Origin of the sequence: Sodalis endosymbiont of Henestaris halophilus (assembly GCF_900161835.1) — a bacterium.
Taxonomy (GTDB): Bacteria; Pseudomonadota; Gammaproteobacteria; order Enterobacterales; family Enterobacteriaceae.
Genome location: NZ_LT897836.1, coordinates 1076213 through 1090531, shown reverse-complemented (window position 1 = coordinate 1090531; position 14319 = coordinate 1076213). Strand labels below are relative to the sequence as shown.

Genomic DNA, 14319 nt, shown 5'->3' with positions numbered 1-14319 from the left:
CTAAATCAAAACGGTTATGATGGCACACTTATTAAAATGGCATCGCCATAAAAACTCAACGTGAATAAATATTCATATATATGATACGGTACAAACAAATTAACGGAACGGTGAATGTATCACAACGCGGACAACGTTTAGATCAGACTTTAGCTAAAACGTTTCCTAATTATTCCCGATCGAGGATAAAAGCCTGGATACTTGCCGGTTTAGTAAGGGTGAACGGACATATTACCACAGTGCCTAAAAAAAAAATGCTTGGCGGAGAATTTATAGAAATGCAGATTTCTATAAAAGAGTCTTGCTGGGAAGCACAAGATATTCCGTTAAATATCATTTATGAAGATGACGATATTCTTATTATAAATAAACCCTGTAATCTGTTGGTACATCCTGGCGCCGGCCATGCTGATGGCACCTTATTGAATGCGCTGCTGCATTATTTCCCACCCATTTTGGATGTACCCCGTGCAGGTATCATCCATCGATTGGATAAAGACACTACTGGTCTGATGGTGTTGGCCAAAACTGTGCCGGCACAAATACGCCTGCTGGCTTTAATGCAGGCACGGAAAATTATACGAGAATATGAAGCTATCGCTATAGGCAAGATGACTTATGGTGGTACCGTAGAGCAGCCGATCGCTCGTCACCCCACCAAGCGAATGCGTATGGCAGTAAACCAGATGGGTAAGCCAGCAGTGACCTATTACCGCATTATAGAGCACTTTCGCGCGCATACGCACCTGCGCTTACGTTTGGAGACCGGTCGCACTCATCAGATTCGCGTGCATATGGCTCATATCAATCATGCGCTGGTGGGAGATCCACTTTATGGCACACGTTCGAGACCGACTAAAAACGCTTCAGAATCTTTTAACGAAGTGCTGTGCCGTTTTAATCGCCAGGCTCTGCATGCCACTTTATTACAATTTTACCATCCAATCACCTCGATTAAAATGGAATGGTACGCTCCCCTTCCGCAGGATATGTCTTTGCTGATAACACAGTTGAAAAAAGACAATGAATTATGCCAAAAAAACTAAACAAGTCGTGAAGCAGCTTATTGCCCCACATCTGGTAACCCCCCATTAGGGGCTTGCAGAACGACTTGCGGGGACAGCGTGAGCTACTCGTCCTAAAATTTTTTTTATTTTAGGGGCATGCCGGCAATGATTTTACCTTCAGTGCAGACAATTATCGATGTGTAAAGTAGCTGTTGCATCTTCCCGCAGCGCCGTATTACCTGATTCAGGTATACGGCATAGATGTGGTTTTAGTATGAAATGTCAAAGAGATAAACTCTACGTACGGTGATGCGGGTTACACTAGTACAATATAGGCACCAAGTTTTGTATTATTAATGACCAATGTTTGTTTTCCGGAGCTATTTTCCGATTAATACGAAACGATAAATAGGGTTGCTCATACATGCCGGTTGACGAGGTGATGCATGAATGTACAAAAGCATACGTAGGTAGCATTTCAGGTGCAGTTGGAAAGTATTTTAAATGTTTGCTCATATAAATACTTACTTATCATAGTGTTATGATCAATAGCGTGTTTTGTCTGCAGGGAAAATATAGATATCTCTACCAACTAGCGATTTTAAGTCTGATGATGGTAGAAATATACGACATATATGGCGGTAAGTATTGCACAGTGCAGGCAATAAATACTTTTCTATACCTTACCGAAGGGTGTATATACGCATTGCAACTTTAGTTGCAATAATTTTCTTGATTAAGACAAGAAAGAATGGGTAAGAATAATTCTTTTGCTTATTAGCAATATATAACTTGCATTATAAATAAACTACCTGATTTAATCTTAAAATAGTGATTTTATCAAAAGTGAGAGAAGTTATGCGTCTAGATCGTCTAACTAACCAATTACAGCTTGCTCTAGCCGATGCTCAATCTATGGCGATTCGGCATGATAACCCATGTGTTGAACCTTCACACGTAATGGCGGCCATGTTGAAACAAGAAAATGGCACCGTGCGTCAACTACTACAATCCGCTGGCGTTAATATTTTGCCGTTTATTAGTGCGGTCAATCAGGCTTGCGAACGGCTGCCGCAAGTGGAGTTTAACGGGGTAGATGTACATCCTTCGCAAGATCTGATGCGCGTGTTAAACCTGTGCGACAAGTTAGCACAAAAACGCGCCGATAGTTTTATATCTTCCGAACTCTTTGTTCTAGCATTGCTGGAATCGCGTGGGACGATGGCCGAGCTCATGAAGTCGGCAGGCGTTAATACGGAGTCAATTACTTTGGCAATTGAGAAAATGCGCGGCGGTAATCCTATAAACGATAAAGGAGCAGAAGATCAACGCCAAGCTCTGCAAAAATTCACCATCGATCTCACTGAGCGTGCAGAGCAGGGCAAACTTGACCCCGTGATTGGTCGCGACGAAGAAATTCGCCGTACTATTCAAGTGTTGCAGCGTCGTACCAAAAATAATCCGGTTCTTATCGGTGATCCCGGGGTGGGAAAAACAGCTATTGTCGAGGGGCTAGCTCAGCGTATCGTCAATGGTGAAGTGCCCGAAGGTTTGAAAAAAAACCGGGTGTTATCTCTAGACATGGGATCGCTAGTGGCCGGTGCGAAATACCGCGGTGAATTTGAAGAACGCCTAAAAAGCGTATTGAGCGATTTGTCGAAGCAGGGAGGAAATGTTATTTTGTTTATTGACGAATTGCATACAATGGTGAGCGCTGGCAAGGCGGACGGCGCGATGGATGCCAGCAATATGCTTAAACCTGCGCTAGCCCGCGGCGAACTGCATTGCGTAGGGGCAACGACACTTGATGAATATCGCAAATTTATTGAGAAGGATGCCGCGTTAGAACGGCGGTTTCAAAAAGTTTTGGTTACAGAACCTAACGTAGAGGATACTGTCGCTATTCTGCGCGGCTTGAAAGAACGTTATGAATTGCATCACCATGTGCAGATCACAGATCCGGCTATCGTTGCAGCTGCTGCGCTGTCAAATCGTTATATTGCCGACAGACAACTGCCAGACAAGGCGATTGACCTTATAGATGAAGCTGCAGCCAGCATTCGCATGCAAATAGACTCTAAACCGGAAGAGATAGATCGTCTAGAGCGCCGAATAATTCAATTAAAGCTGGAACAGCAGGCGCTAAAGAAAGAATCAGATGATGCTAGCATCAAACGGCTGGCTATGCTTAATGATGAGTTGACACAAAAAGAACTAGATTATGCTGAACTTGAAGAGGAATGGAAAGCAGAAAAATCTTCTTTATCAGGCACACAGCATTTGAAAGCAGAACTGGAACAAGCAAAGATTTCGATTGAGCAAGCACGGCGCATTGGTGATTTAACAAGGATGTCTGAATTGCAGTACGGTACAATCCCTGCTTTGGAAAAACAACTTGCGGCGGTATCGCAAACAGAAGGCAAAGGTATGCGCTTATTACGCAACCGAGTTACCGACATCGAGATTGCCGAAGTGCTAGCCCGCTGGACGGGCATCCCTGTATCAAGGATGCTAAAAAGCGAGCAGACTAAACTGCTACAAATGGAGCATGATTTGCATCAGTTGGTCATTGGACAGAATGAAGCAGTGGCAGCAGTGTCTAACGCCATACGCCGCAGCAGGGCTGGTCTGGCTGACCCTAATCGACCAATCGGTTCCTTTATGTTTTTAGGTCCAACAGGGGTAGGTAAAACGGAACTATGCAAAGCGCTATCGATGTTTTTGTTCGATAGCAAAAATTCTATGGTTCGTATCGACATGTCCGAATTTATGGAAAAACATTCGGTATCGCGATTGTTAGGCGCTCCTCCTGGCTATATCGGTTATGAAGAAGGGGGGTATTTGACTGAAGCAGTACGCCGCCGTCCTTATTCGGTGATTCTTCTGGATGAAATCGAAAAAGCACATCCGAATATATTTAATATTTTGCTGCAGATATTAGATGACGGTCGTCTGACCGATGGTCAGGGACGTACCGTGGATTTTCGTAATACAGTGATCATCATGACGTCCAACCTAGGGTCGGACGTTATTCAAGAGCGCTTTGGCAAGATGAATTATCAAGAAATGAAAGATATCGTGCTTGAAGTTGTAAGCCACCATTTTAGGCCAGAGTTCCTTAACCGAGTGGACGAAGTCGTTGTCTTTCATCCTTTGAGCCACGAGCATATTGTCAAAATTGCGCAAATTCAGTTGCAGCTGTTGTACCAGCGCTTAAAAGAACGGGGGTATACCGCCAACGCCAGCGCCGAGGTACTAGCGTTGTTGAGTAAATCGGGTTTTGATCCCGTTTATGGCGCACGACCGTTAAAACGCACTATTCAACAAAAGATAGAGAACATGCTTTCGCAGCAGATACTGACTGGTCAATTGGTGCCGGGAAAACCCATTAATCTAGAAGTATGGAAAGATCATATTATTGCTAGTCAGTGATCAACATTAAATTAGTGTTTCAACGGCTAACTACGCTATAACCCAGAGAGAGTTCTATCAAAGAGGTTAACAGTATCGTATATTAGCGATGTTGTTGTACACTGATTATTAATCAAATCGCATGTCGTTTGTATCTAAACTTATAAGTAAAGTGCGTTTGATTGGGAATCAGTCGCTTTCACTGGCTGACATAGCTAGTGAAAGCGACTGATTTTAGTTTAAATTAAGCTCTATTGAGTATAATGAATAGAGTGACAAAATCAAAATATAAGGATTAAATGCTACAGTAAATCACGGCGTTAAAACGATTAAAATAACAGTGTTACAAAATTGTAACGCCTTTACCTAATTATTAAATTGGTGTACCAAGAAAATTTGGTGTTGTAAAACTCTTTGAGTAAAACGTGTTTATTAAAATTAATTTAAAATTAGATAGTATCTGTGATTTGACTTTGATACGATAATATAAGAAATTATAAAAGCATAAGTATTGCTTAACATTACTAAAAATATAATTTTTGATGTGCAGTACAATACGTAAAATATAAATTTTTAGCGAAAGTAATTTTATAAATAGATATTAATGCTCGGACATTAATGTTGCAAAAGATAAAAAACTGTATTCATACGATTCACAGTTTTAAAAACACTGCTTGAGGATCCATGGAAATAAGTTATAAAATAATTAATTTAATATGTAGAAATGGTTTTCCCATTTGTATTAATAAGTAGAGTTAAATAATAACAAGATTACTGCAGAAAAGTCTATAATTAAATTATCTGCCACATCAAAAAAACTTTCTATGATCCCTTGTAGTCTAAATACTTAAAGTTCACATTTAATAAAATTTAAAAACAAAGTAAGTAGTTAAAATCTAATCAAGTGTACTAGCTTTTCTTAGATCTAATGATTAACACAAAACATTTTATCATAATGCAATCGTATCAAGCTTAATCTATGTACGACTAAACTACAACGTGACTTAAGTTGTAGTAATGCGTAATAGCAATGATAAATAAAAATACATGTGTAAAGAATATGTTTTACATAAAATGTGCCTACTTGTAAATAAATGTCAGCAATTTAAATCTTCACCATGTATAGTGTCACTAGCACTATACTAATACAGTAGTTTAGTCATTTAATAAATGACTTTTTTCTAAAAAGTTTATGTCTTTAAGACAATGCAATCCCACATGCGAGTTTTCTAAAACAATTTAAAGAAAATAGGCCAGTGTACTGTTATTCTGTAACAGAAATGATTTTTCAATGAAGTTTTTACGGTCAATCCTGATTTTAGGATGAGCAAACAGTGTGACACGACTAAAAAACTAACTAATAAATAAATACCTCAATGTTATTGAATCAAGTGTCAATACATATATAAGATATATGTATTGACAAGCAACTCCTGATGTAAGGCATTAACTGCAGCGTATCAACCCTAAATTTTAGTGATGTATAACAAATTAAATTTCTTCTGTAAGAAGTTGCATCAGCAAAGCAATGAGAAAATGTCTACATTTACTTGACAATGATTATGATAATTTTAATCATAAAATAAAATTAACAGATACTAAGCTTAGTAATAGCGTTTTTAACGCTATGAACGTTAAGTGGGACCATACCTTAAATCAATACATGTAGTAAAATGAAATAATATCATGAGCACTTAAAGTACTCAGATAAAGAAGCAAAACGATAAAGAAGTTAAACAAGGTATAGTTATAACTTCAGGAGAAGACATACAAATATGTAGACACAAGGTCTTATGTTTCTTAACTAAAAACCAGTCGCACAAACAACAGCTACAACTGTTTACTAAATATATAATACCGCGGACAAACACAAAAGCAAACATAATAAGCCATAGGCTATTCTTAGCCTATGTAATAGTGTATTTATGTATATAACTACAACAAAAGCAGCAAATTTCTTGCCGATTCAGTGTTACTTAACTCGAATGAAGTAATCATGGTTAGGAATTTTTAGAATCCAAGTGCATTAGAGTTTAATGCAACAATAATGTGTACTCGTAGTACATACAGAAAATACGTAAATCTTACTATGCTTGAGACCTACATATTGAGCATTAATGTGTAAAATACATGTACATTTTTGAAGTGTTGATGGCGCCAGTTAAGATGGAATAAAATTTGAAATTTAATTTAGTTAAATGCATTTTATGATGAAAAACGGTTATGTCTGGTTTGCCAATATTGATTGGCAAGTAATGTGCTTGAGGAATTCGATTCTTAACCAAATGTAATAAAGAAGTACAAAGGTTAGCTTACTTATCACTCAGTTTAAAATTTCAAGTGAGTGATAAGTAAGCTGAGTTTAAAGCATAGTAAAACAGCCTGGTGCTAATTTTACGTGAATTTGCTGCTAGTACGAATAAAATTAATGGTTAAAAGCTTGCCTATAGAGGCAAGCAGTATTATATTACTTATATGTATGAGAGTAGAAAACTTGCAAACATATAACATGTCGTATTATTTAATACCGAGACAATAAAAACCTAAACAAGCAAGTAAAACCTCAACTCATGTTAGAATAATTAACAGTAAGAGCTGAACTAGTTAATTTTAATTCTGAGTGTGTAACGATTTTGGGGGTGCGGTAGTTCAGTTGGTTAGAATACCGGCCTGTCACGCCGGGGGTCGCGGGTTCAAGTCCCGTCCGCACCGCCACCTTATTTAGGGGTGTAGTTCAATTGGTAGAGCGCCGGTCTCCAAAACCGGGTGTTGGGAGTTCAAGTCTCTCCACCCCTGCCCCACAAACCATTAATTTTTATTTGTCGATCCCTATTTGTTAACTCCCGATCTTAAACTATTAAATATATTACATAAAAGACTTATCAATAAAATCTAAAGGTCGAAGACGACATGAGTTAAAATTGTACTCACCAAGTGCAAAAACAGCGATCACCGTAATAGTATTGCAACCATACATAATCAGCTTAACTAGCACGCAGAAAATTAATCTTCAAAATAGCAAAACAAAATTCAATGATTTAATCGTAATATCGCCTGCAGAGATAAACTATGGTATAAGCTATCGCAATATTGATTTGATTAAAATTTAAAGGCACTTATCATGATAAGATAAGTGCAAATAAAACTTACATAAGAAAGACTTAGCTGCTTATACTAGCAGGCTGTGTACAATATATAATAAGGTGAGTTACCTTAGCCAAGTTTGAAAGCAAAAGTTGACTTACCAAAGAACTAAACCCCTTAACTAGTACTGGAAAATATGGTAGAGGTATTGTTTCTTACCAATTGCTATCAGTAACTGAATCTTTTCAGAAGTCTAAAATTAGACATGCCTGTCTAATCAAAAGTTTTATGACACAAAAACTACTTTTCCTAAAAGGAGCAGTAGTTTTTCCCGACATAACGAAGAAAAACAACTATAGCACATAACATTCGAGGGGCTCAGAGGTTGCAGAAGATCAATAGAGATTTACTAAAGTAGTGTAACTTACTATATAAGATAGACAAAAATGAAAGATTTACATGATTTTTGATACTCACTATTCTAAATAGTCATAGCCATGATATAGATCAAACAACACATTATTGTGATTTTACCTGAATATAGTTTTTAAGATCCTTGAGAATATTTCGGCGAGAGAGGATTCGAACCTCCGACCCACTGGTCCCAAACCAGTTGCGCTACCAAGCTGCGCTACTCGCCGAGATTACATAGTATAGACCAAGCAGACTTATTGAGGAATGTTAATGGACATGTGATTTTAAAGATATAGTGCGAAGAGAGGGACTTGAACCCTCACGTCTCTTGAGACACTAACACCTGAAGCTAGCGCGTCTACCAATTCCGCCACCTTCGCATGCTCACTAATAACATTAAAATAATTATTGGGTGACTGATGGGATTCGAACCCACGACAACTGGAATCACAATCCAGGGCTCTACCAACTGAGCTACAATCACCATTACTGAATTTTATAGTAAAACTAGGTTTATGGCGTACCATTGTTACGTGCATAAACGCTGCTAGCGTGCCTGTCAGGATTTGAACCTGAGGCCTTTGCCTTCGGAGGGCAACGCTCTATCCAACTGAGCTACAGGCACTGCGCACTATTGCATTCTAGTAATGTATAGATTTATGTAGCAAATGTCTAGCAGTTTTTAACATAAATGATGCGCTTTAATTACTCTGCTATTATTTAAGTTATCAACATACTTTTACCCCAAAAATATTGCCACACCTTGCATGTTTGATTGGCAGCGGGTAAATAACATTTTAGATGTATCCCACATGTTTATTATGGGGCTCTGTGAGACATGTTCGTAAATATGTCTGCATCAGTTATTCCTAACGATTAAAGGTTAAACAAAATGACTTGATCTGAAAATACCACTAAGGTAGCAATCCATTTTAAAACTGTTGCAGCCGGTATTACTCTTCGCGATGTCCCCCGCAAGCATAAAAGCAAATAATTAATACCTGTTGATTTATGAGCGCAAATCATGAGTTTGCCGTCGCAATTAACACTATGCGACGAGAGCCTCATGAAGCTCTAACTACTATATAGACCCTGGATTGACTTGTGAGTGTGCTAATGAATAATATTGCTAATTTAAATATTATACAGTATAGCTTAGAAATTAGCGGAAGTGATGGTAAAAAACCTAGCTTTAAATAAGCAGTTTTGGCAAAATTCGCGGCGCGCTTTAAAAAACTAAGATAAACGATGCATTAAGCCGCATATGCGCTTACCTGACTGGTATTTTATCCTAAAAAAGTCACAAAATTTATTATGTTTCATACTATGTGTAGTTGTTTGTTTGCTGATTAACAACGTCTGAGGCATGAAAATTACCGTTTACTTATGGACTACGTGTATAAAAACTGGTGAGGCACTACTACAGTGTAGTAGTGCTAAAAAATGCAAAAAGTTTGCTAGCCACTGAAGATGACACGGTTGTTATCGAGAATATTAGTAACGTGGACACGGCATTAGGAAAAATAGATTTATTATCCGATATCTTTGGCGGTTGACTTACGCAACAGTTATCGCCGTATGATGCAACTTATATTAGCTTTGCGTATTCAATGACTCACAGCCGACCGAATGACTGCGAGAAAGTAATCTTTAGTATTCCGGCCAATAATTTACTGCTAGCATTATATTTGTTTATTTATTTTAGATTCTTCATAGAAACTATGCATGCAAAAACTTATTATATCTCTTCCCGATGAAACGGCAACTGTAACAGTTGGTACAATATTGGCTTTTGCCTGCCAGAAAGCCCACGTAATTTATTTGTATGGCGATCTGGGTGCTGGTAAAACCACATTGTGCCGTGGTTTGCTTCGTGCTTTAGGCCACCTTGGCAAGGTTAAAAGCCCTACCTACACTTTGGTAGAGCCCTACATATTGCCAAACTGGACAATTTATCATTTTGACCTTTATCGTTTGGCGGATCCGGAGGAACTTGAATTTATGGGTCTTCGAGATTATTTTAATAAAACTTCCATGTGCTTAGTCGAATGGCCAGAGCGCGGGAGAGGTGTCTTGCCATCAGCGGATATTGCCTTGACGCTAACGTATAAAGGGAACGGTCGGCAGATCGAAGCAATAGCCATTAGTGACAACAGCAAGTGCATGCTAACGCAACTACTGATACCTCAGCAAGGAACTCCTTCATGAAGCTAAAGTTCAGGATAATGCTGGCGTTAGCGATGTGCTTGGTCAGAGGAGAAGCAGTGGCGTCGCCGCTCAGCGATATCAATGTTGCGAATAGCGCTTATCAAGCAATAGTTACCCTTAGGTTTAATCAGCAGCCTGGTTACGCTTTTTTCTCGCTACATAATCCAGAACGAGTAGTTATAGACATCTTCCAAAGCAGCCTGATACGGGGGTTGCCGATCTATTTCAGCGGCAAAAATTTGATTAAACGTATTAGAATTAGTACACCAATTAATAAGGATAGTATACGTCTAGTATGCGAATTAACCCGCAAATCTCGAGCGCAGGCTACGATACGGCAGTGGGGCGGACGCTATAATGTAGTGCTAAATGTGAAAAATCAACAGCCGACTACAGTTTCGTCTATTTCAAGCACGCAACCGTCATCAAGATCAATAAAAAAAAACTGTATCAAAAGAATCAAAGTGATGGAAAGCTTTGCCGCGGTTGTAACCCCAGCATCAATATCGACGATTAAGCCGTGCAGACAGTTGCCGGCTAATTCTGAGCCGGTGGTGGTTGCCATAGATGCCGGACATGGTGGTCAGGATGCGGGAGCTACCGGGCCTAACGGCCTGCATGAAAAAAATGTAACTATCGCCATCGCACGTAAGCTAAAAGCGCTGCTTGATAGAGACAGGCTTTTCAAGCCAGTATTGACTCGTGATGGAGATTATTTTATTTCCGTTATAGGCCGTTCTGATAGCGCGCGTAAAAGGGGCGCTAGCGTGTTGGTATCTATTCACGCTAACGCGGCACTTAATCGCAATGCCTGCGGCGCATCAGTTTGGGTGTTGTCTAATCGTCGCGCTAATAACGAAATGACGAACTGGCTTGAGCAGCATGAAAAACAGTCTGAGCTACTCGGAGGTGCAGGCAATTTGTTAGCCAACAATCAGAATGATCCCTACCTCATCCAAGCTGTGCTAGATCTACAGTTCGGGCATTCTCAGCGGGTAGGATACGACATCGCAGTAAAAGTGCTGGGCCAGCTACAAAGAGTATGCATGCTGCATAAACGTCAACCGGAACACGCTAGTCTCGGCATATTACGATCGCCGGATATTCCTTCGTTACTAGTAGAAACTGGTTTCATAAGTAATTCTCGAGAAGAACGTTTGCTCGGTCACAATGCTTACCAAGATAAGATTGCCAACGCCTTGTACCTGGGCCTGCGCGCTTATTTTCTGGCGCATCCGTTGCAAACTGGTTCAAAACTTAAAAATCTTCCGCATAACGTTGGTTCCGCAGCAAACACCGAGACCAACGTAACCCAAAGGCTAGGTCATCGTCTAACATCGATGAGCTGATCTCCAAAGCCTAAGGAGGCGGTCTCCTGAAATAGGGTGAAAGGCTTTCCTTTATAACCGTCAATATAGGTTGTTTCCAGCTTAATCAAGCTGCTAATAATATAGCGCTAAATAAAGAGTTATGCTGAAGAAATATTTATCATATAACCCATTAAAAGCTAGAGGCGTAATCATTATGAGGATTCAAGTGCTACCGCCACAAATTGCCAATCAAATAGCCGCAGGAGAAGTAGTGGAACGACCTGCTGCGGTGGTAAAAGAGCTTATTGAAAATAGTATTGACGCCGGGGCAACTCATATTGAGATCGATGTCGAGCGTGGCGGCACCAAAAGGATACAGGTCCGTGATAATGGCAGTGGTATCGCTAAACAAGAACTAGCCCTAGCGCTAGCTCGTCATGCCACCAGCAAAATTGCTAGCCTAAATGATCTTGAAAGCATCACCAGTATGGGATTTCGCGGGGAAGCGTTAGCCAGCATTAGCGCCGTATCACGTCTGATTTTGACCTCGCGTATCGACACGCAAAGCGAAGCATGGCAAGCATACACGGAGGGGAGTGAACTAGCAGTGATGCTTAAGCCCGCTGCTCATCCAGTCGGAACGACCGTAGAAGTATTTAATCTGTTTTATAATACGCCAGCTAGACGTAAGTTTATGCGCACCGAAAAAACCGAATTCAATCATATTTATGAGGTGCTACGTCGAATCGGGCTGGCCCGATTCGACGTAGCATTTATTTTGCGGCATAATGGCAAAATTGTGCGACAATACCGTACGGCTAGCAAGCAAAGCCAAAATTTGCATAGGCTGGAAAGTGTTTGCGGCTTAGCTTTTGTTAAACACGCCCGGAGCGTATTGTGGAAACATGGCGATCTGGCTATCCACGGATGGCTAGCAGATCCGATTAAGCAAAATCTGCCTGATATGCAATACAGTTATGTTAATCGGCGCGCGATTCGCGATAAACTAATTAATTGCGCTATCCGGCAGGCTTATCAGGAAGTGTTGGGGGTAAAGCAACATCCGGTTTTTGTGCTATTTCTCGAGGTGGAACTTCATCAGGTAGACGTCAATGTACATCCTACCAAACAAGAGGTGCGTTTTCATCAAGCGAGGCTGGTGCATGATTTTATTTATCAAGCAGCAGTAACCGTCCTTCAGCAAATAGTGGCGACGTGCCGGACGATCGGCTTAGATAATACGAAACCACGCATACTAGAGAATCGGCAGGCAGCCGGGCGCAATTGTTTTTCCCTACCTGCTACTAGCGACGAGATATCTACCTTATGTGTAGCGCAACAGATCGAAGGTAGTACCGTGTCTAAAAATTCTCCGGGACAGCCACTTCCCCCCCCTAGTTTTGGTAAAGTACTGACGCTTCTTGCTCCCTACTATGCGCTCATAGAGTCGTCTAGTAGTCTATCGATTCTCTCACTGCCAGTTGCCAAACGCTACCTAACCGAACACCAACTAACGCCTCGTACTGATCAGCTGCACTCACAGCCGCTTCTGATTCCGCTGCGCATGATACTAAGCAATGAAGAAATTGAGGCGCTGAAATACCATCAACTAATGCTGCAAAAAATAGGGATTTTATTACATGCGGATCTTAATCAGGCGATACTAAATGCAGTACCTTTACCATTACGCCAACAAAATTTAAGAAAATTAATTCCAGAGTTGCTAAGATATCTGTACGATAAAACATCAGTGATGCATAATCAAATAGCTTCCTGGTTTGCTAATCGACTTCAGTACGAAGTAGTCGGTTGGAGCCATGCCCGGGTGATACAATTGCTTGCTGAGGTAGAACGTATTTGTCCACAATGGGTAAAATCTCCTCCTGAAAAACTGTTGTTAGCATTGAATATTGAAGACGCTATTAAAACCCTAAACAATGAATAAGCTGCTATCCTCAATCTGTTCTAAGGCCATCTTCCTTATGGGGCCAACTGCATCCGGTAAGACTACGCTTGCAATGACGTTATGCCAACACCTGCCGGTTGAGATTATTAGCGTTGATTCCGCTATGATTTATCGCGGTATGGATATTGGTACGGCTAAGCCCAGCGCCGAAAAGTTAGCAATAGCACCCCATCGGCTAATAGATATTTTAGATCCTGTAGAGTCTTATTCAGCGGCACAGTTCCGCCGTGATGCGCTTAAGGAAATGGCAAAAATTACTAAGGCAGGTCGTATACCGTTGCTGGTAGGCGGGACCATGTTCTACTTTAAGGTGCTCCTAGAAGGATTATCTCACTTGCCCCCGGCAAGTGCTGAGGTGCGCACTCTTATTGAACGCAAAGCAAAAACAGTAGGGAAACAAGAATTATATCGACAATTACAAAAGCTTGATCCGATGACGGCAAATCGGATTCATCCCAATGACACGCAGAGATTGTCGCGGGCACTAGAAATTTTTTTTGTTTCTGGTCACACTAGAACGCAATTGACAAAAGTATTTAGTGAAAGACTGACTTATCAGGTACATCAATTCGCTATTGCGCCATTTGATCGTGCATTGCTACATCAGCGTATTGCGCAACGCTTTGATCAAATGTTGACCGACGGTTTTGAGCAAGAGATGATTACACTCTTTGCCCGAGACGATCTGAATCAGGAAATGTCATCCATGCGTTGCGTCGGTTACCGCCAGATGTGGTCATACCTTGCCGGAGAAACCAATTATGATGACATGGTTTTTCGTGTTGTTTGCGCGACTCGGCAGATTGCCAAGCGTCAACTAACCTGGCTGCGAAGATGGCGGGATATTCATTGGCTTAATAGTGATGATCCCACCATATCTTTCGAGAGAGTATTACAAGTTGTCAATACATAGGTTAAA

General features: G+C 40.5%; 6 protein-coding genes, 6 tRNA genes and 1 pseudogene. 9 read left to right on the top strand and 4 right to left on the bottom strand.

Annotated elements, in window-relative coordinates; translation table 11 throughout:
* Positions 1–80: 80 nt before the first annotated feature.
* The 4 genes from rluD to HBA_RS02330 all read left to right on the top strand — a co-directional run bounded on the left by rluD (position 81) and on the right by HBA_RS02330 (position 7214).
* Positions 81–1046 carry a 23S rRNA pseudouridine(1911/1915/1917) synthase RluD gene (gene rluD / locus HBA_RS02345; RefSeq protein ID WP_097032419.1) on the top strand — a complete coding sequence of 322 codons (966 nt, stop codon included), beginning with the start codon at positions 81–83 and terminating at the stop codon, positions 1044–1046.
* A gap of 819 nt (positions 1047–1865) precedes the next feature.
* The gene (gene clpB / locus HBA_RS02340; protein ID WP_097032418.1) at positions 1866–4439 is read left to right on the top strand and encodes an ATP-dependent chaperone ClpB; all 2574 of its coding nucleotides are present in this window, start codon (positions 1866–1868) and stop codon (positions 4437–4439) included.
* 2617 nt (positions 4440–7056) lie between these two features.
* Positions 7057–7133: transfer RNA gene (locus HBA_RS02335), tRNA-Asp, on the top strand.
* 8 nt (positions 7134–7141) lie between these two features.
* Positions 7142–7214 (top strand) — tRNA-Trp (locus HBA_RS02330).
* Between the two features lie 855 nt (positions 7215–8069).
* Here HBA_RS02330 and HBA_RS02325 read toward each other — a convergent pair.
* The 4 genes from HBA_RS02325 to HBA_RS02310 all read right to left on the bottom strand — a co-directional run bounded on the left by HBA_RS02325 (position 8070) and on the right by HBA_RS02310 (position 8541).
* A tRNA-Pro gene (locus HBA_RS02325) sits at positions 8070–8143 on the bottom strand.
* Between the two features lie 69 nt (positions 8144–8212).
* Positions 8213–8296 (bottom strand) — tRNA-Leu (locus tag HBA_RS02320).
* A 31-nt stretch (positions 8297–8327) separates the two neighbouring features.
* Positions 8328–8400 (bottom strand) — tRNA-His (locus HBA_RS02315).
* Positions 8401–8467: 67 nt separating this feature from the next.
* Positions 8468–8541 (bottom strand) — tRNA-Arg (locus HBA_RS02310).
* 784 nt (positions 8542–9325) lie between these two features.
* On the opposite strand from HBA_RS02310, the gene HBA_RS03510 reads away from it, so the two are divergent.
* The 5 genes and pseudogenes from HBA_RS03510 (at position 9326) to miaA (ending at position 14313) form a co-directional block, all read left to right on the top strand.
* Complete coding sequence (locus HBA_RS03510; RefSeq protein WP_157774257.1) at positions 9326–9472, top strand: hypothetical protein; 147 nt, start codon at positions 9326–9328, stop codon at positions 9470–9472.
* Positions 9473–9641: 169 nt separating this feature from the next.
* Complete coding sequence (tsaE, locus tag HBA_RS02305; RefSeq protein ID WP_097032417.1) at positions 9642–10124, top strand: tRNA (adenosine(37)-N6)-threonylcarbamoyltransferase complex ATPase subunit type 1 TsaE; 483 nt, start codon at positions 9642–9644, stop codon at positions 10122–10124.
* Positions 10121–11449: pseudogene (amiB, locus tag HBA_RS02300) on the top strand (N-acetylmuramoyl-L-alanine amidase AmiB); the annotation flags it as partial. The gene tsaE and the pseudogene amiB, both read left to right, overlap by 4 nt.
* A gap of 199 nt (positions 11450–11648) precedes the next feature.
* Positions 11649–13379 (top strand): DNA mismatch repair endonuclease MutL, encoded by a 1731-nt coding sequence (mutL, locus tag HBA_RS02295; RefSeq protein WP_097032415.1) that lies wholly within the window; start codon positions 11649–11651, stop codon positions 13377–13379.
* On the top strand, positions 13372–14313 hold the full coding sequence (miaA, locus tag HBA_RS02290; RefSeq protein ID WP_097032414.1) for a tRNA (adenosine(37)-N6)-dimethylallyltransferase MiaA: 942 nt from the start codon (positions 13372–13374) through the stop codon (positions 14311–14313). The genes mutL and miaA overlap by 8 nt, the downstream gene beginning before the upstream one ends.
* Positions 14314–14319: the final 6 nt, after the last annotated feature.